We start from the raw sequence: 19508 nt of genomic DNA, 5'->3' as shown, positions 1-19508 counted from the left end.
AAAACAATCATTTCCCCATAACGGCGCGTTCTGAAAGGGATCTGAGCAAATGATTATCGTGATATCGCAGCACAAAAAAAATCCACCGCATTATCCGCAGTGGATCAAAACCTTTTTAACCTATTTACTTTTCTGTCCCAAACTCAGCCTCAGCATATTCCTTAATAATAAGATTGCCTCCACGAGCTCTCCATTTCTCAACCTCTTGCTGGAATCCCTCGACGGTAATATTACCTAATATATAGTTATATGTAGCATCCACAATGATTGTAGATAACTCCATATTCTTCTCATCAAAAGTAGATGAGCTCAGAGAAACTGTCGGGTCATCGACCAGAAAAGATTCATTATCTTTACTCAGCTGATCTGCTAGAGAGGTTAATTGCTCCTTCTGAGCCACTTCCATAATGTTTTTATTACTAATGTCCGCGATCATTAAAGCATATAGCGGATTCACTTCCTGTACCCGCAGTTGTGAGGTTTCCTCGGGAAGGATAATCTTGCCGCCTTCAAGCTTATAATGCCGCCCCTCAAAGCCATACATCATTATATTGGCTACATCTTTATCCATGGTCCGATCAAAAAATCCAAGCACCTGCCGAAGCTCCTCCTCTGTGGCAATGGACTTTTTGGAAAAGAGATACAGTCCGTTGTAATTGGGGATAGACCACACTTTATATCCATCAGGCCCCTCGATACGATTGATCAGGGTAAGTTCAGCCTTTGGATTGTATGCTTGAGCTTCAATTGACAACCGCTGCACATCAGTCATGCTGCCAATAAACACACCAGCGATTCCGTTAATGAATTTATCGCGTTGAACCTCTTTACTGGTAAGAGCAAAGTCCTGATTTATGATTTTTTCATCATATAATTTCTTCATAAAATTCATTGTGTTCATATACTCCGCTGTTACGAATTCCGGAACAAATTGATGATTCTCTAGCTTCCAATTATTTGGTGTGCCAAAATAAGAGCTTAGTGTCTTAAATACACCATAAACAAGATCATTACGATCGACTAATCCAAGGGTATCTTGTTTGCCATTCTGATCCGGATCGTTATATGTAAATTGCCTCATTACTTCATATAGATCATCTAAGGTCTGTGGATTGCTTAAATGAAGATTGTCCAGCCAATCCTTACGTATAATGACACCCTGTCTGGAGGAAGGGCGTTCTGTATATAGGCCGTAGATCTTTCCATCTACAGCGGTCTGTTTAAGAATAGCGGGGTCCAGTGCTTTAAGATTGGGGAACTCCTGAAGATATGGGCCGATCTCCCAAAATGCTTCAGAACGGATGGCGTTTTTCACCAGATTATAATCTGAGAACTTCACAAAGGTGACTTTTCCCAAGGAATTAGTGGTCAACGCCGTGTTCATTTTATCGGTATAAACACCCTCAGGCACCCACGTGATATCAAGCTCCACCCCTGTTAATCTTTCAATCTCAGCTATAATCTTTTTTGAAGGCTGCTGTGGAAAATGAAGGGGTGCCAAGATCGAGATGTTCGGGCGAGCTTCTTGCAGTACAGAACCAGCTGACTTTCCATCACTGCAAGCGCTTAACATAGGGAAAACAAGCATGAAAAATAAGCAGAAACAAAACGTTGCCCTTCTACACAAAAATTGTCTGAACATTTCTACAGCCTCCTAAGGTATTGTAAGGATTTTCACCCTACAGCTTGAAGATTTTCCATTTTGTAGTCATAATTAGGATTAATGATTATTGCAGAACGAGATGATTATTGTTATTTTCCACCAGGTTTCATACACTAAGAACAAGTGTCTACTTCTACATAAGTAAAGGTGCTGAGCCCCGTGAGACCATTAAGCTTTTTAAGTAAATTAACGATTTTTGCCTTTGTAATTAGCACGTTGCCGGTGATATTCATCGGTTCTTTTTCCTATTTCACATCATCTAATGAGATCCAAAAGAACGTAAACAACAGTAAAATGGAACTTATATTACAAATCACCTCAAATGTAGAACATAAGTTAACAACTGTCAATCAAACATTAAACCAAGTGATCAACTCTAGTGTATTAAAAAAAGCACTAAATAACCCTTTAAATGAAACCGATTTCATTTTATATAATGATTTAAGAAACGAAATCCGCAATATGCAATCCTTCGATACGAAACTGGAGGATGTCATCCTGCTCAATCAGCAGCAGAACTGGATGATCAAAAATTCAGGCGTCTACCGTCTGAATGAATACAAAAACCACGCGCAACTCTCTAATCTAATGAATATAGCTGACGATACTTCATGGATTTTGAATCCGTCGTCCTTATTTTATAGCGAGGAGAGCATTAACGTCACTGGCTGCAATTACAGCATTAGTCTTATCAAAAAGCTTCCCACCAATAAGCTGCAAAAATATGGGCTTGCCCTAGCTAATATTCCGGTCTGCAGTCTTCAGGATTTCATTAATTCAGATGTGCAGCCACTCGATGACATTATCGTTCTGGATCAAGCTGGCCGCTTCCTGCTCCATCCGGATACCAGCTTAATCGGAAAACCTAAAGAGCAAGGCGGATTTAAAGAAGTCCCTTTAATCTCTGATCCTTCTAAACAATCCGGACAGTTCAAGACTGTGATCAATAAAAAGAATTACTCCGTCACTTTCATGCGTTCTCAGTTAAATGGCTGGGTTTATCTATCGGTTACTTCTATGGAAAGCTTGACGAAGGAGTCCAATAAAATCGGGATGTTTACGATAATCGTGTGCACCATTATGCTCTTGTTCTCCATTCTTCTGGCATGGATCGGTTCCAGACGTATGTACACCCCTATCGAAAGACTGCTTAATCAGATGGGCCAACGCAAACCGGATATTAAATCGAGACATCGCAATGAATTTCAGATTATAGGAGAACAAGTTCATTCTTTGTTCCAATCCAAATCACAGCTGGAAAAAGAAGTCCGGCAACACTTTCAGCAGGTGCGAACGTTTTTTCTGATCAATGCCTTCCACGGAAATGTTAAGAAACGTGATTTGCTCGAAGAATTAGGACAATTCGGCTACCAAACACAGCTTGAAGAATGGAAAACCATGGCAGTAATTACGTTGTCTATTGATTATGCCGAGGATTCCAGCTATGAGAAAAAAGATCTCAGCCTCTTATTGTTCGCTGCCCACAATATGATCGAAGAGTTAATCTGTCCTGAACAACGGCTGGCTCCTGTAATCATGGACCATGCGGTAGTCGTATTATTGGGCAGTCCAGACTGCGATACCCAGTCTTTTCATAAGACACTGTATTCGTTAACGGAGAAGCTGCAGCAAGAAATAAATAATTATCTAAAGGTGCAGGTGAGTATTGGGCTGAGCCTTCCCTTCAACGCCTTCGATAAACTAGCCATCGCCTACAGAGAAGGTCTAGAAGCACTGAAACATCGCATTAAGCTTGGCAAAGGCGTTATTATTCAATATGAGAACATTAACTCCGGCAAACATTATCTGAACTTGAACTACCCTACGCATAAAGAAAACGATCTAATGGATGCTATCAAGCTGGCTGAAACGGATAAAGCCAAGGAACTGATTCATTTGCTTTTTAAATCTATCTTTGCCCTTGAGCTTTCACCACAGGAATATCAAATCCCGTTGACCCGCTTACTCAATAACTTGCTCATTATGATGCAGGAATCGGGCATTAGCTTAAATCAGATCTATCATGCTAATGGCTCTATTTTTGAGGAATTGCATGACCTTCATACCGTGGCTGAGATTGAGGATTGGTTCTGGAGCATGGTCATTTACCCGATGATCAAAATTTTTATCAGCAGGCAAAATGCCCAATACCAAAACATCTCTGAGAAAATCATTGATCTGATCCAACATGAATATGATACGGATCTAACCTTGGAAGAATGCGCTTCTCGGCTGCATTACAACGCCAACTATATCAGCAGTGTCTTCCGTAAGGAGACCCAATACTATTTCAGCGAATATTTAACGATGTACCGATTTAAAATGGCGAAAAAATGGCTGCAGGAAACCGATATGCCGATCAAAGATATCGCAGCCAAATTAAGATACAACAATTCTCAGAATTTCATTCGATCTTTCCGTAAACAGGAAGGGATGACCCCTGGACAGTACCGGGATAACAATACAGGCACTAAATCCAAACCAACATTTGACGAATCTATGTAAAAATCACAAAATAATCGTTCAAGTTCGAATCTAAAAAAAAAAGAGTCTCTCTTTTTTTCGGAAAATATGTTAACGTGTGCATATAACCATTTAGGGAGGAATTTGAACGCAATGTTGAACTTTCGTCTAAATACTAACCGTGTAGAACAAGATGAGATTTCTCAGGAAACCTCACTACTCACCCTCTATCCGCTCGAGACGGATCAACCCCGTCCTTTTATATTGGTATTGCCTGGTGGAGGTTATCAGCACTTAGCCAAACATGAAGGAGAACCTGTGGCTCAATGGCTAAACAGTCTAGGTATTCATGCAGGTGTACTAGATTATCAGGTCGGAGACTTCAACGTCTCTTCTTTGTTAAATGATGTTGAGGAAGCTCTCAAATGGATTAGGGAAGCACCCAAAGCTTGGAATGTGATCTCAGACAAAGTAGGGATGATTGGATTCTCGGCTGGAGGACACTTAGCTTCCATCTTTTCTACCACTAGAGCAGAGAAACCAAATCTTCTTCTGTTAGGTTATCCTGTAATCACTTTCCAAGAGTCCCATTCGCATAAGGGAAGCCGGCTACATTTTCTTGGAGACGACCCATCACAAGCGGAGCTTGACTCCTTTTCCTCAGAAGCCCAGGTGGATTCACTCACACCTCCAACCTTTATCTGGACAACAGCAAACGATGCCAGCGTTCCCGTGGAGAATAGTCTGTTGTTCGCCTCTGCCCTGTCTAATCAGGGAATTCCTTTTGAATTACATATCTTTGAAGAAGGGCGGCATGGTTTAGGGCTTGCTAAAGAACACCCTCATTGCCAGCAATGGCTTTCCCTTGCTGAGAACTGGCTAAGGGAACATCAATACGTTAAAGGAGCAGAAGGCCTTATGAGACAACAACTATTTATTGCAGGCGATTCCACTGCGGCTATTAAAGGCGCTGGAGAAAAACCTATGACTGGCTGGGGAGAATACCTGCAAAGTTATTTTGGGACTTCTATTCAAATCCAGAATCGTGCAATTAATGGTCGAAGCACCAAATCGTTCATAACAGACGGCCGCCTGGATGCCATCAAAAAAGACTTTCAACCCGGCGACTACCTGTTTATTCAATTTGGACATAACGATGAGAAAAAAGATGATCCATTACGTTACACCGATCCTGAAACTGAATATCGCCACAATCTAATTCAATATATAGATGCAGCTCGGCAGCTAGGGGGGACTCCGATTCTGTTAACCTCTGTAAGTCGCCGCCGCTTTAACGCCGATGGAGAGCTTGACCCGTTGGCTGTAGGCGCTTATCCCGAGGTAATGAGACAAGTGGCTGAAGAAACGCACACTCCGCTACTTGATATTTTCACAGCCTCGCAAGCACTCTATCGTTCATTAGGCGAAGAAGAATCCAAGAAGTTATTCATGCACTTGCCAGAGAAAACACATCCCAATTACCCCAATGGAGTTACGGATGATACTCATTTCTCGGATGAAGGTGCCCAGCAAATTGCTAAACTTGTGGTTCAAGCACTTAAACAAAATACAGCCTCCCCTATATCAAACTTACAACAACTTTTATAAGGAGTGATCACAGATGTCTATAATTAAAGAAGTTATTACAGAGTACTATCGTATCCCTTTGCCAGAAATCATGGAGGATGCTAAACACGGCTTGCATACTCATTTTGAAGTACCCATTGTCAAAATTAGAACGGATGACGGTCGTGAAGGTGTAGGTTATACCTATACTGGCGGATTTGGCGGCAAAGCGATCTGTTCACTAATTGCTAATGAATTAACACATATTTTAGTTGGCAAAGACGCCAGCTGTGTGGAAAGTATCTGGGAGCAGATGAACTGGGGAATACATTATGTTGCTCGCGGGGGTCTGGCTAGCTTCGCCATTGCGGCATGTGACATTGCGTTATGGGATTTACGTGCGAAGAAAGCAGATGAACCTCTCTACAAACTTCTGGGTGGCGCAAGCAATGAGGTCAAATGTTATGGTGGAGCGATTGATTTGAATTTCCCATTAGAAAAGCTCCTGCGCAACAATCAAAAATACTTAGATATGGGCCTCCAGGCTGTCAAAATTAAACTAGGCCAAAAAACATTAGCTGAAGATGTGGAACGAGTGGCTGCGGTACGCCAATTGGTCGGCCCGGATGTAGCCTTTATGGTCGATGCCAATATGAGCTGGAGTGTGGAAAAAGCGATAAAAGCCGCACGTGAATTTTTGAAATATGACATTCTTTTCTTAGAAGAACCAACGATTCCGGAGGATTATGCCGGCTATGCACGGATTGCTGAAGAAACAGGAATGGCCGTTGCAGGCGGGGAGAACTTGCGCACATTAACCGAATTCCATCACATGCTGCAATATGGTCATGTTGATTTCCCTCAACCTGATGCTTCCAATATAGGCGGAATTACGGGCTGGTTAAAGGTAGCTCACTTAACACAAGCCTATAACCTTTCCGTTTCCACACATGGGATGCAGGAATTACACGTTAGTTTGTTAGCAGCTATGCCAAATGCAGGTTATCTCGAAATGCATAGCTTCCCTATCGATCAATACACTACACGTCCGCTAGTGATTAACAAAGACAATGGGATGGCAGTAGCGCCTGAAGTAACGGGCACTGGCGTTACCTTTGACTGGGACAAATTAGCACCTCACAAACAACAATACTAATAGGAGCGATCGATCATATGAGCATTCCCCTTCATCTAGGTGTTCGAGCACATGATTTCACACAAGTTCCATTGCAAGAGTTAATTGAGAAGATTAAGTCCTATCATTTCACTCATATCCAGTTTGCACTTAAGAAATCTTTTCCTGATAGTGCCCCTAGTCTGACGGCTATAAGCCCTGGAACAGCCAGCTATTATGGCAATGCCTTTAGGCAGGCAGGTATTCAGATTGCGGTTCTGGGCTGCTATGTAAACATTGTAGATACCGATCCTCACAAACGGGCACAAGCGTTAGCCGCGTTTAATACCCACCTGCGCTTGGCCAGAGATTTTGGCGCTAGTCTGGTAGGTACGGAAACCGGAAGTGTGGGACTTGGGTATACCACAGATAATTTTACAGAAGAAGCCTTCCAAGAGGTGGTGACATCAGTTAAGGCCATGGTGGCGGAGGCCGAACGTTTTGGTGTGACGGTAGGAATCGAAGCAGGACTTCATCATCCGCTGTACACCGCGCCCTTAACCCGCCGACTTCTGGATGAAGTCCCTTCTAACAATCTTCAGGTCATATTGGATTGCGCAAATCTAATGTCACCTACAAATTACTTGCATCAAGAAGCTATTATTATGGAGGCTTTGAAGCTTTTAGGAAATCGAATTGCTATCATTCATTTAAAAGACTTTATCGTCCAAGATGGAGCTATAAAAATTGTCCCTGTAGGTCAAGGGTGGCTAGAGTTTGAGCCGATTCTTCGTTATATGAAATATGAACGTCCTCATATTCAAGGAATCCTGGAAAGCACTCCTGAGTCACATTTAGGAGAAAGCATTACCTTTTTGCAACAGTTATACGAATCCCTGTAGGACTTCATCCCATTAAAACTAATAAATCCACTGCACACCTCTTTACCTTACTTGGTGCAGTGGATTTTTATATTCTGTTTAACATCCGTTTGACCTCCATCAAATAATCGCCTGTTATGATCAGGGCATCAAGAGTATCTGGGAGGGGTTCCATGCGTCTTGCTTTATTCACGGACACATTTCTTCCGCAAACCAACGGAGTTTCACGTACGCTTCAACGATTAACCACTCATTTGAAAGGGCGTGGTATTGAACATCTGCTTTTCTCACCGAAATCTGCTCCTGAAGACAGTTATGCCGATCCCATACGTCCCATTACCAGCATCCCCTTTTTCTTATACCCCGAATGTAGACTCGCACTGCCCAATATGTCCTCTATCCAATCAGAGCTGAAAGCTTTTCGTCCCGATCTGCTTCATATGGCAACTCCGTTCAATATCGGTCTCTGCGGCCTTCGTTATGCGCGAAAACATGACTTGCCCCATGTCGCCTCATACCATACCCATTTTGACCGCTATCTTGAATATTACCGGATGAAAAAAATCGCTCCGCTCTATTGGAAATACATGAAGTGGTTCCACCGCTCCTGCGACGCCACCTTTGCACCATCCTACGAAACCCTCGATTCCCTCCAAGCTCAAGGCTTTCATCGCCTGAAGCTGTGGTCCAGAGGCATCGACTGCCAGCAGTACACCCCCAAAAAACGCAGCCATGAGGTCCGTGAGCGCTACGGAATTACCGCACCGTTACTGCTTCTATATGTGGGAAGGATCGCCCCTGAAAAAGATATAAACACCCTTGCTCTCGCCATGCAGCAATTACCCGAATCTATGCAATCTCAGGTTCATTGGCTGGTCGTAGGAGACGGCCCCCTTCTGCCGGAAATGCGGGCACAGGCGCCCCATAATGTCACGTTTACAGGCTATAAACATGGTGATGAGCTTGCCCAATTATATGCCTCAGCAGATCTGTTCGTCTTCCCTTCCAGTACGGAAACCTTCGGTAATGTTGTCCTTGAGGCTATGGCCTCAGGACTGCCTGTCCTCGCAGTAAATGAAGGTGGGGTGAAGGATCTGGTCACACCCGGCCGCACAGGAATGATTGTCGAGCCCCGCTGCCCGGATGCTTTTATTCGTGAGATTTGTGCATGTATAGAGCACCCTCAAAAGCTAGCTGCTATGGGACATGAAGGTCGACAGCTGGCACTCGGCCGCTCTTGGGAGAATATTTTTGATGGACTCATCCGCGATTATGAAGAGATCATTGAGAATAGACGTTATGATCTTATACCGGCTTTACTACCATTAATATAATAATGACGATAGTAAGCACATGAACCGCCGCTTCTAGGGGAGCGATCTTGTTCATAGCGGTAGTGTAACCCTCAGGGATTTCCTCCCCTTCGCTGGTCATTACGAGCTGGGTTAGCTTTTTCAATCGGGGCTCAACCATTCCAATAATAATCACTTCGATCACGATAAAAAATAATAACGACAGATTTAACCACAACACCGACAAGCCCATTTTATCTATGATCATTAACAAAATACCTGTAACGATCAGGGTGACCCCACCTGTCTTAGGGAATCTGTTTATTTTCTTCATAAGACCAAATACAAAACGAAGCTGACTGCCTGTCTTGGCTGAGCTTGTCAGTATTGGCAGCACAAAAGCTGGCCCAATTCCCACTATGGATGCTATAACATGTATAACTACCACAAGCTTTGAGATCATATGCGTCAAATCCATATTTACAATCCCCCCTATCATTCGTTGTTTAGATTCATATGAGGCAGATAGGAGAATTAGTCTTGCAGAATCTTTTAAATCTTAGATAATCTAAAAAAAGCGCCTAGCCGGATATTACCGACTTAGGCGTTTTTTTAACAAATATTCAGTTATTTTACCGTAACTTTCATGATAGCACTCTCATTTACCCCTTGATCATTCAACAGCTCAGCCCGGTATTCATAGACGCCTGGAGAACGGTTAGTAATAGAAGTAGAAGCCGTTTGTGCGTTTGGGGTGCCTGCTGTTAAAGTCTTAGTATCGATCAGTATTCCGTTCTCATACAAGCGATACTCTTTGCCGTTCATCCCCCACCATAAATTCATAGTCACTTTATACTCTCCATCGCCATCCCAGTTGTCATTGGACAACACCGGCTTAGCTGGTGCAGCATCCTTCACGATAACCACATGAGCAGCAGACACCGTTGTGCCAAAAGAATTGGTCAGCTCAGCCGTATAGGTGTAGGTTCCGTTTTCTTTTCCGGTAATATTAGTCACTGCAGTCTGTGCAGCTGGGGAATCATCACGTAAGGTTTGCGTGTCGATTAAGGCACCATTCTCATATAGCTTGTAGACCGTACCATTATTGCCCCACCACATATTCATTGTGATTTGGTAATCCCCGTCCAAAAGTCCTGTATCCTGCCCATTATTATTGGATAGAACCCATTGCCCCGGAACACCTGTAGCCTTCTGAGGTCCACTTACGACCACAATCACTTGTTCTGTCGTTGAGAGTCCAGCGTTATTAATGGCTGTTGCGATGAACGTATGCGCTCCCGCAAGTCCTGTGAGTGGAATCTCATCTCCATAAACGACAGGTTTACCATCAAAAGTAATATCCAGACTGCGAATACCAGACTCTGGATCTTCCGCTACGACCTGCACCTTCAATACATCCGTTTCACTCATTTGAGCAGAAGGTAAACCAGAAATCGTAGGTGGTGTAGTATCTTCAGTTTCTCCCGGTGAGCCTACATATTGAATTTTTGGAGCCGCTGGTTGTTCCATCCCTTCACCAAGAAAGAATCCAGGGTGCGGAGGTTGATTATAGCCTACATTTTGCCAAGCTACTGCCAGACGGTAGATCGGATCATGCATCAATGTGCGAATACGATAATCTGTCATATCCGTTGTTGTGTAGATCCGTAGTTCAGAACTGTCCGTTGCCCGCCAGATCACTTCTTCACGCCAATCCCCGAACAGATCTGCCTGCAAGCTTGGATTCGCCTTGGTGCCATTATTTGAAGAAGCACCTACAGCCGTCAATAAGTTAACCGTTGTCTGATTGCTATAGTCCCACTTATCCACTCGATTAGCATCCAGTAATTCACGTAAAAGATCACCATCCCACCAAATACCAAAATTCGTGGAGGAAGGCAGTTTTTTAGTAATTAGTTCACCTTGCGCACTGTATAGGCCCGTAACAGGTATATGCTCCTCATTGGTGATCGTTGCAGCCCATACCTCTTCGCCAGCATATCGCGGATCAATATCCGCTGACATCCCCCGTCCAGTATCAATCCCCGTGAACACACCCCATAATATATCTCCTGTAGCTGCATCACGCATTTCAATCCCATACTTCGAATCGGTATGCTCATGAACATCAAAGACTTCCAGCCCGGGTCTGGTAGGATCAAGGTCCCCGAAATGAATTGCATCACCATGGCCAAGCTTTGTATTATACAGCGGCAACCCATCATCGTCGATTGCCATCGCACCGAAGGTTATTTCGTCCTTACCGTCGCCGTCCACATCTCCTACAGAAAGATTGTGGTTTCCTTGACCTACGAAGTCTCCATATCCTTCATCATTAGAATCGAAACGCCATACTTTCTCGAGCTTGCCCTCGCGATAATTGTAAGCTGCAAGTACAGTTCTAGTATAATAACCGCGGCTAAAAATCACGCTTGGCTGCTCGCCGTCTAAATAAGCTACAGCTGCCAAAAAGCGGTCTACACGGTTACCATAGGTATCCCCCCAAGCGCCAACATCTCCACGTGGCGGATCATAATCCACGGTATCCAAGGCCCGGCCTGTTGCCCCTTCGAACACCGTTAAATATTCATTGCCCAGCAGCACATAACCCGAACTGTTACGATAGTCTGCACTGGCATTGCCAATGACTTTTCCTTGACCGTCCACTGTGCCATCTGCCGTCTTGATCATAATGTCGGCACGTCCATCACTATCCAGATCATATACCAGGAATGGAGAATAGTGTGCACCGGCACGAATATTAGGCCCTAAATTAATCCGCCATAAGCGAGTTCCATCTAATTTATAAGCGTCCATATAGACAAGTCCAGTATACCCAGCTTGAGAGTTATCCTTGCTGTTCGAAGGTGACCACAACATGATGATTTCATATACACCATCACCGTCCAAATCACCTACACTTGCATCTCCCGCACTATACGTATACGGTTGACCATCCTTGGTGTAATCATCTGCTGGCTTTTGCAAAGGGATCGATAGATATTGCTTCTGCCATACGCTGAATGGTTCCGAAGCAGATTTCTCGACTCCATTGATTACTGATGTGATTCTATATTTGGCATCCTCCCTGCCTGTAATATCGAGATAGTTCGTGTTTTGAGTAATCAACGAATCATTTAGTTTCTTATCGCCACGATACAGATTGAATCCTATCGTTTCCGGATCCAGACCTAACATCCGCCAGCTGATATACACACCTTCATCTGTCTTAACCGCTACAGGCGCACGATCCAGCGCCTCCATCCTCCGGTATAAAGTTGTCACCGCTGAGGCTTTCAACGTAGCGGATAGATCAGAGATGCCGCCTGCATTTACCGAGGCTACTTTGTAATAGTAAGGAATGGTAGTCAGAACGGTCATGTCTGTGTACGAAGCTTCGAATGATTTGCCGATCAGGATGAACTCACCGTCTGCGGATTTCGCACGATAAATGTTGAACATCCGTGCATCCGGTACCTCATTCCAAGTAAAGGTCACATCATTTTTGTTCGTAGATTGTACAGCTAGACCACTAGGTACGGGTGCTTTTGCTACGGAGGGATCAATCATAGACACTTTTAGCGCATTAGAGCCTACGGATTCCAGTCCCGTGCTGTCGACCGAAGTTACCGTATAGATATATTCCATACCAATATCCGCAGTGGTATCTGCGTAGAACGGCTCTATTGTCTCGCCCAGCAGCTCTGCACTATTCGCAACCGTAGCCTGACGATATATACGGTATTTCAGCGCCCCCTCCATACTGTCCCAAGAAAGATTAGCTGTAATAGGCTCACTGTTTAAATCCAGGCTACCCAGTTTCAGATTCGTTGGGGCTAATAATAACGGTGTGATCTCCAGCCCATTGAGATGAGCGGTTGTGCCACTAAAGACAAGATTCATCTGCCCGTCTTTGACAGCAATCTGGTTATACAGCTTCTCAGCAATATTTTCCTTACCTGAGGAGACTGTTCCGTAATCTTTGCCTTCAATGGCTACATTCGTCTTAGCAGATCCAATCCAATCTCCTGTATAAGTCTTAACAGAATAATAACCATTGGGTAAATCAACTTTGAATTCATACGATCCTCCAAAATAAATCACAAAATCTCTGCGCAGATCGTCCGTCGCATTTCCCCGATCCCGATCAATCATCCCTGCACTCGAGGTCAAACCATATCCTCGTTCTGGGGTATATAGGACATTCACATTCACTTCCGTATAACCCGCAGCAACGGGTGAACCAACAGGTCCGAAATCATAACGATACTGAGCGGATTTCGTAGTCAGCTTCACTTCATCTGAAGGCTCAGACTCTCCTAGCCCATTCACTGCAGTCACTCTTACCGAGTAGCTTTGACCTTCAACCAACCCGCTTAATGTCAATGAAGGGACAGTTGAAGTTCCCGCTAATGTATAAGCAGATTCGGCTTCTGCCGCTAGCTTACGATAGATTTTATAGATATCTGTACCTTCTACTGTATTCCATTTCAGTACTGCACCTGCATTACTGATACTCCCAGCTACAAGTCCTTCAGGCTTCGCTGGCACCGTTTCCGGCTGTTTGATGTCCTGCACAAAGCTGGAGAGTGGAATATTTAATTCCCCTATTCCTTTGGCCAGCAGACGGGCCATTTGAATGGCTCCGTACTCTTGAAAGTGAGTATCGTCTGTCGAGCCATTTGGGAAAGCACCATATATCCCTGCATCGAGGTGAAGGAATACAGAGCGTGTAGCTGCAAAACCGATAGAATTGTAATAAGCTACACTGAGTGCGCTAAGATCGACCAAGTCAACATCCAACTCACTTGCTACTTCTTTCATAGCCTGCACATATTCTGGAAAGCTCACATTAAATTTTTCACTCGCGGCATTATAATCTCTGCGGCCCATGGGAGTCACCAGAATCGGAGTTGCTCCTCTTTGCCTAGCTCCATTGACATAAGTTGTTAAATAAACTTTGTAATCGGCTGGAGAAGCATATCGGTCTGGAACGCTAATCGTTGCGTCATTATGACCAAACTGGATAAGGAAATAGTCACCCGGTTGGATCTTACGCAGGACTTCATCCAGCCTTCCCTCGACAATAAATGACTTAGAGCTGCGTCCTCCGATAGCGTGATTCTTAAACGTTACTTCCTCGCTAAAGAAATCAGGAATCATTTGTCCCCAGCCTGCCTGTGGTATCCAATAAGGATCATAAGTCTGCACAGTTGAATCACCCGCAATATAAACCGTTGGCAATTCATTAGCAGGACGGTCTGGCTGCTTAGTAATCACCAGTGCATTGATATTAGGCTTAGTGCCAGAGAACACCAAGTTCATTTGTCCATCCACCAAAGCGATGTCAAAGCTCATTTCCAAATACTGACCTGCTGTTTTGCTCGTCTGTTGAACTTTTTGAATGGATTCGACTTTGATGCCAATCTCTGTATCTCCGGCGCTGTCACCAGCGATAAGTGAAACTGTATAGTCGCCATTCGGTAAATCTACATTAAAAGTTGCATCCTTAGGGACCACAAAATCTGAACGCAAAGGATCTGAGGTTCCTCGGTCTACCCCAGTTACTTTCGATATATCTGTAAATCCATATTTGACCTCAGAGGAATAAGATACCCCTGCATCTACCTTAAGATAACCTTCAGCCACAGCACCCGGGCCAAAATCAAAGGAATAAACATCTCCTTCTGGCAAAGTTCCAGGAGGCGTATACACGGCACTTTCCACCTTGTTAGATAGCTCTGATTCTCCTTGGTCATTGGCTGCCTTCACCCCATAATATTGCCGTTTTGAGGTGTCCGCTGAGGCATCCGTAAATGTCGTCTTCTCTGACTGACCAATCTCATGGAATGTTCCATCTGCTGCATCAGACCTTAAGATCGTATAGCGGTTTGCTCCAGCCACACTGTTCCAACTCAGTTGAACAGAACTTACACCTACACTGACAATTGAAAGACCGGTTGGTGCTGCGGGAACCTCTACCCCCGGAATTTTGTCTACTGTCACAGATGCGCTCAAAGCAGACTCCTCGCCCTTTCCATTTACAGCCGACACATTGTAAATGTAACCACTGCCTTCATCTACATCTGAATCCACGTAGCTGTTAGCAGCAGCTTGACCTATGGCTTGAATAGTTCCACTAGGAAGAACCGTTCGATAAATATTGTAATAGACTGCTTCTGTCACGCTGCCCCACCCCAGAGATACCTCAGTGGGGGTGATATTATGAACCACTAATCCCTCAGGGGCTTTCAATGGACCTGGTACAATCTGCTGAATAATTAGTCCATTTAAATATCCGCCAACCCCTGTACCCGTAATGCCGACAGTTAGTTGACCATCTTGAACAGTCGTCCGATAGGTAGCTTGATTTACAGCTTGCTTGCTGCTTATCGACCCAGCCGTGCTACCTTCTAAAGTAATCGTAGTTTTGGTTGTACTTGTACCCGCTAGTAAATCTCCTGAGTATACAGTCACATCGTAATCCCCATTAGGAAGATCCACCAAAAAAGAATAGGACAGTCCTAATACAAAATCGTTAGTCATATCGTCTCCACCCGAACGATTCCGCGAAGCAACCGCCTGATCTAAACCATACCCTAGCTCATTCGTATATAACTCAGATTCATGCACGCCTGTGTAACCACTCATTACAGGACTTGTTGCTGTTCCAAAATCATATTGCAAGGTTATTGGGCCTGAAGCTGCACTGGCCTGTTGCCCCCCAAATGTTGTAGATGGAAGTATTGATGAACAAATGAAGATGCACGACAATAACACCATAAATATTTTATTTCCAAGTTTATTCCTCTTCATCTTCCGTGCTTCACCCGCTTTCTTATGATTGAAAGAACTTAGTACGCATCTAGCCCTGTTGTAGTAAACGCTTACAATAAGCTTCGTTGTCATTCGTTCTTCAAATATAAGTTCACTTCGTGCGCGTATCCCCTCCTCTTTTCTCAGGCAGCTGGATGGTAGATGATTCCATTTTTACTCATATCCAACACGATACTACCACCTAAGTGTCACTCTGAACATTTAAAAAACAGATTTTATCATACACTAAACCGTTCAATTTCTTCGCCTATAGTTATAAAAACCTACGATTGGGTAAGCAGTTAGGACAGAAGAATCAGTGAGGGGACACCCGCCTTTTGAGATCACGACAACAGTTTTGCTATTCCTTCATCCTTAACCATTCACTTCTGAGCAATCCATAGGAATAAGTATCATGCCAGATTGGCTCTCCATTACTATCGTATTTAAAATAACCCGTCTGCAAAAAATGTCCTTCTCGACGAAGCATCAATCGTTCAAGCAGTTTCCATGAGCGTGTATTTTCGGGATCACAGTTCGCAATCACACGTCTCATTTTCAGATTATCAAAGCCATAGTTTAACAATTGATTACAAGCCTCTGTAGCATACCCGTTTCCCTGAAAATCAGGGTTAAAAACATATCCAAATTCCCAAACGCCAAAAGCCTCTGGTTGGCTCTCTTGAAAATATAAGTTGCCGATCATTTTGGTCGTAGATTTAAGACAGACTGCCCAAAAAGCACGGTCCGATGACCGTCTGAGCGCCTCAGTGCGAGATTCATCTGCATTAAACCCGGAATAGGGCTCATATTTCACAACACTTTCTTGCGACAAATATTCATGAAGGTCTTTCCAGTCCTCTGCTGAGAACCTTCTAATCCATAAACGTTCGGTTTCCATAATTTCCATCAGAACAACACTTCCCCAATATTAATAGTAAATATATACCATACACCCCATAATACCCCTATGCCTTTTTTATTTCATATGAGCAAAATCATTTCACAAACAGCAAATAGGCCTCCTTGGATTCCCAAGAAGGCTGATGAATGTTTCTCTATATCTTAACTCCGCTTAAACTGCCACCTGACGCAAATAATCGTTCGATATGCTTCTGAACGGTTGGGTCTGGGATCAGTGGTGGGGCTTGATGGGGTTTTACCCGAGCATCAATAATCACGTTATCACAGGACCAATGTTTATACTCAGTAGAACTGTTCACTCCATAGATATCATGAGATGGATTACTGCGGGTAAACGTCGCCCATAGGAAATTGTCGATCTTTTCACTCAAAAACTCGCTATCATCACACAAAATAATCATTGGACAAGAAGGAAGTGCCCCTTGCTCCTGAATAGCTTCACTAAGCTTGTTCATTTCCAATGCTGCTTCAGCGTAGCTTGTGAATTTAGCACCTTGAAGGGCAACAAGACCAGGCATCACCATTCGTGCATGTCCAAATCCCTGTAATTCTTTAAGCATGCCCGGTACCTCTGTACATAGCTCTCTTTTCTTATCCCCTACTGCTGCGAAGATCACTTTACTTCCGCTGTTTAATCCTGTGCCGGAATAATCAAGCGTATCAATCGTGGTGTTGGTATAGAAATGAATATCTCTACGAAGATTAATCCGCTCCAAGATATACGTCAAGAAATCCTCGATATTATGTGTACTGATAGGCTGATTCTCTTCTGCAGTAATAAACAAAAACTTAGCTAAACTAAGCTGACCCGTACCTAAAATCCGGTTAGCAATGGTCAGAATTTCCGCTGGCTGCTTTACTTGCTGATAAGGTGTATAACGTTCACTGCCAATGGCGAACAGCAGGGGATGAACACCCGCAGCATCGACTGCATGAACTTCTTTGACGCCCGGAATTTCTTGGCGGATAGCCCCACCTGTCAGTTCGTGAATTAACTCACCAAACGCGGTATCCTCCTGTGGCGGCCGACCGACAACCGTAAATGGAAAGATTGCATTTTTTCTGGCGTACACTTTATGTACTCTCATTACTGGGAAAGGGTGAACCAAGCTATAATAGCCTAAATGGTCGCCAAATGGCCCCTCCGGCTTCGTCTCACCAGGGTGAATTTCACCTGTTATCACAAAGTCCGCATCATTGCTGATACAGTAACCATCCACATAGCTATAGCTGAAATGGCGTCCTGATAATAAACCTGCAACGATCATCTCACTCATTCCCTCAGGCAAAGGCATAACCGCCGATAAGGAGTGAGCGGGTGGCCCACCGATAAAACAACTCACTTTAAGCGGTTGTCCTTGGCGGTTCGCTTTTTCCTGATGTACGCCAATGCCGCGATGAATTTGATAATGAATGCCCACTTCTTTATTTAATTCATACTCATTTCCAGTCAGCTGCACACGGTACATTCCCAGATTGGAATTCATAATGCCCGGCTTGTCCGGATCTTCTGAATACACCTGCGGCAAGGTTACAAAAGCACCACCATCTCCCGGCCAATGTGTGATTAGCGGAAGATCAGAGATACTAATTTCCTGGAAACCGCTTGGCAGACCTCCTGGCTTTTTAATAGGCAATGCTTTTCTCGCGGATAATCCGGTTCCAACATATTTAAATGGATTTTTGAGTGCTTTTACGGGATCGTTGCGAAGGGCAATTACGTTATGTGTGGAGTCCCAAGTCCGCCGAAAGATAAACTTACTGCGCTCTAGCGTTCCAAAAAGGTTAGATACGGCCCGAAACTTCGAGCCTTTTACATTCTCAAATAATAATGCGGGTCCACCAGCCTCATAAACCTTTAGGTGAATCGCCGCCATCTCTAGATAAGGGTCCACTTCTTCACGAATCCGAACTAAATGTCCGTGTTTCTCTAAATCATTAACACACTCTTCTAAATTGCTATATTTCATTTCATTACTCCGATCTCTAGAAGGTTATTACAAGATTACTTGGATGCTTTAATTATACCCTGTAAGATATTAAAATAAAGCGCACGCGTACCCTATGTACTAGAACCTAACGTCTTTATCTTGTATTCTCTGGTTTCGGTTCACTCCGCAATATATTTTTAGCAGGAATACCTACTGCCGAAGCATTATCCGGCACATCCTTTACCACTACAGACATGGCCCCGATATTAACATCGTTACCAATGACAACCGGTCCAAGAATCTTGGAGCCTACTCCAATAAAAGCTCTGTCTCCAATCACAGGCTCTCCTAAGTTATTTCTCCCGCCAATCGTCACTTGATGAAAAATAGTAGCATGGCTTCCAAGCACCGCTTTAGGACTAATGATAATCCCATTTAAACCATGCGGTAAATGAAGCGCATCACCAATTTGAGCTTGAGCGTGAAGCTCTCCATTTGCAAGAATACGGACAAAAAGCACATCCAATATTCGATATAAAAGCCACAAAGGTTTTCGCACGATGCCATTCTTCACTCGATAATACACCCAATTTCCATAACGATAAGTAAACAAGGCCATAATCGTTTGAGGATTTTTCAGATTTGCTTTCCAGTCCGTTTTGAATGATTTCATCATTTTATCGTTCTCCTTTTTAGGGGCTAGGGTATGCACTGTATTCTGGAGTAATGAAGGGCAGCTGTGGATAAAACATCTGGGAGGATCGCGGGCTGGAGGGTCAGTCGGTGATTGTACTTTCACCAGTGTAAGATAGATTTTGAGATTCATCAAGCAAGTGGACAGTTCTCTCTATATAATCA

Annotated in this window: 11 protein-coding genes; 5 read left to right on the top strand and 6 right to left on the bottom strand. The window is 43.8% G+C overall.

The features are described 5' to 3' along the window. Positions 1-124: 124 nt before the first annotated feature. Positions 125-1642, bottom strand: a complete 1518-nt coding sequence (locus NYE35_RS10130; RefSeq protein ID WP_052096924.1) for an extracellular solute-binding protein — start codon at positions 1640-1642, stop codon at positions 125-127. Positions 1643-1822: 180 nt separating this feature from the next. Between NYE35_RS10130 and NYE35_RS10125 the strand changes: the two genes are divergently transcribed. From NYE35_RS10125 to NYE35_RS10105, 5 genes are all read left to right on the top strand, one after another. Beyond that, a complete protein-coding gene (locus tag NYE35_RS10125; RefSeq protein WP_038569731.1) occupies positions 1823-4168 on the top strand; it encodes a helix-turn-helix domain-containing protein in 2346 nt (781 codons plus the stop codon). Positions 4169-4279: 111 nt separating this feature from the next. Next, positions 4280-5734, top strand: a complete 1455-nt coding sequence (locus NYE35_RS10120) for a GDSL-type esterase/lipase family protein (RefSeq protein ID WP_036679431.1) — start codon at positions 4280-4282, stop codon at positions 5732-5734. 13 nt (positions 5735-5747) lie between these two features. After that, the gene (locus NYE35_RS10115; RefSeq protein ID WP_038569729.1) at positions 5748-6848 is read left to right on the top strand and encodes a mandelate racemase/muconate lactonizing enzyme family protein; all 1101 of its coding nucleotides are present in this window, start codon (positions 5748-5750) and stop codon (positions 6846-6848) included. Positions 6849-6865: 17 nt separating this feature from the next. Then, complete coding sequence (locus tag NYE35_RS10110; RefSeq protein ID WP_076107527.1) at positions 6866-7708, top strand: sugar phosphate isomerase/epimerase family protein; 843 nt, start codon at positions 6866-6868, stop codon at positions 7706-7708. 152 nt (positions 7709-7860) lie between these two features. Further along, positions 7861-9021: a glycosyltransferase family 4 protein gene (locus NYE35_RS10105; RefSeq protein ID WP_038569725.1), complete on the top strand. Its 1161-nt coding sequence runs from the start codon at positions 7861-7863 to the stop codon at positions 9019-9021. Here the strand turns inward: NYE35_RS10105 and NYE35_RS10100 are convergent. From NYE35_RS10100 to NYE35_RS10080, 5 genes are all read right to left on the bottom strand, one after another. Beyond that, positions 8993-9457, bottom strand: coding sequence for a DUF2269 family protein (locus tag NYE35_RS10100; protein ID WP_235219424.1), 465 nt, complete (start codon positions 9455-9457; stop codon positions 8993-8995). The genes NYE35_RS10105 and NYE35_RS10100 overlap by 29 nt on opposite strands. Before the next feature lie 149 nt (positions 9458-9606). Continuing rightward, entirely contained in the window at positions 9607-15795 is a 6189-nt protein-coding gene (locus NYE35_RS10095; protein WP_341120856.1) for a rhamnogalacturonan lyase family protein, read from the bottom strand. Positions 15796-16156: 361 nt separating this feature from the next. Next, complete coding sequence (locus tag NYE35_RS10090) at positions 16157-16705, bottom strand: GNAT family N-acetyltransferase (RefSeq protein ID WP_176462549.1); 549 nt, start codon at positions 16703-16705, stop codon at positions 16157-16159. A gap of 148 nt (positions 16706-16853) precedes the next feature. Then, positions 16854-18689, bottom strand: coding sequence for a UbiD family decarboxylase (locus tag NYE35_RS10085; protein WP_036679241.1), 1836 nt, complete (start codon positions 18687-18689; stop codon positions 16854-16856). A 115-nt stretch (positions 18690-18804) separates the two neighbouring features. Further along, the gene (locus NYE35_RS10080) at positions 18805-19326 is read right to left on the bottom strand and encodes a serine O-acetyltransferase (RefSeq protein WP_341120852.1); all 522 of its coding nucleotides are present in this window, start codon (positions 19324-19326) and stop codon (positions 18805-18807) included. Positions 19327-19508 lie beyond the last annotated feature (182 nt).

This window comes from Paenibacillus sp. FSL L8-0494 (genome assembly GCF_038003695.1).
Taxonomy (GTDB): Bacteria; Bacillota; Bacilli; order Paenibacillales; family Paenibacillaceae; genus Paenibacillus_AQ; species Paenibacillus_AQ odorifer.
This window is presented reverse-complemented; position numbering and strand designations above follow the sequence as displayed.

Bases quoted from the DNA above. Each gene is read 5' to 3' on its own strand.
- NYE35_RS10130 (WP_052096924.1), bottom strand. From the start codon at position 1,642: ATGTTCAGACAATTTTTGTGTAGAAGGGCAACGTTTTGTTTCTGCTTA.
- NYE35_RS10120 (WP_036679431.1), top strand. From the start codon at position 4,280: ATGTTGAACTTTCGTCTAAATACTAACCGTGTAGAACAAGATGAGATT.
- NYE35_RS10115 (WP_038569729.1), top strand. From the start codon at position 5,748: ATGTCTATAATTAAAGAAGTTATTACAGAGTACTATCGTATCCCTTTG.
- NYE35_RS10110 (WP_076107527.1), top strand. From the start codon at position 6,866: ATGAGCATTCCCCTTCATCTAGGTGTTCGAGCACATGATTTCACACAA.
- NYE35_RS10105 (WP_038569725.1), top strand. From the start codon at position 7,861: ATGCGTCTTGCTTTATTCACGGACACATTTCTTCCGCAAACCAACGGA.
- NYE35_RS10100 (WP_235219424.1), bottom strand. From the start codon at position 9,457: ATGGATTTGACGCATATGATCTCAAAGCTTGTGGTAGTTATACATGTT.
- NYE35_RS10095 (WP_341120856.1), bottom strand. From the start codon at position 15,795: ATGAAGAGGAATAAACTTGGAAATAAAATATTTATGGTGTTATTGTCG.
- NYE35_RS10090 (WP_176462549.1), bottom strand. From the start codon at position 16,705: ATGGAAATTATGGAAACCGAACGTTTATGGATTAGAAGGTTCTCAGCA.
- NYE35_RS10085 (WP_036679241.1), bottom strand. From the start codon at position 18,689: ATGAAATATAGCAATTTAGAAGAGTGTGTTAATGATTTAGAGAAACAC.
- NYE35_RS10080 (WP_341120852.1), bottom strand. From the start codon at position 19,326: ATGATGAAATCATTCAAAACGGACTGGAAAGCAAATCTGAAAAATCCT.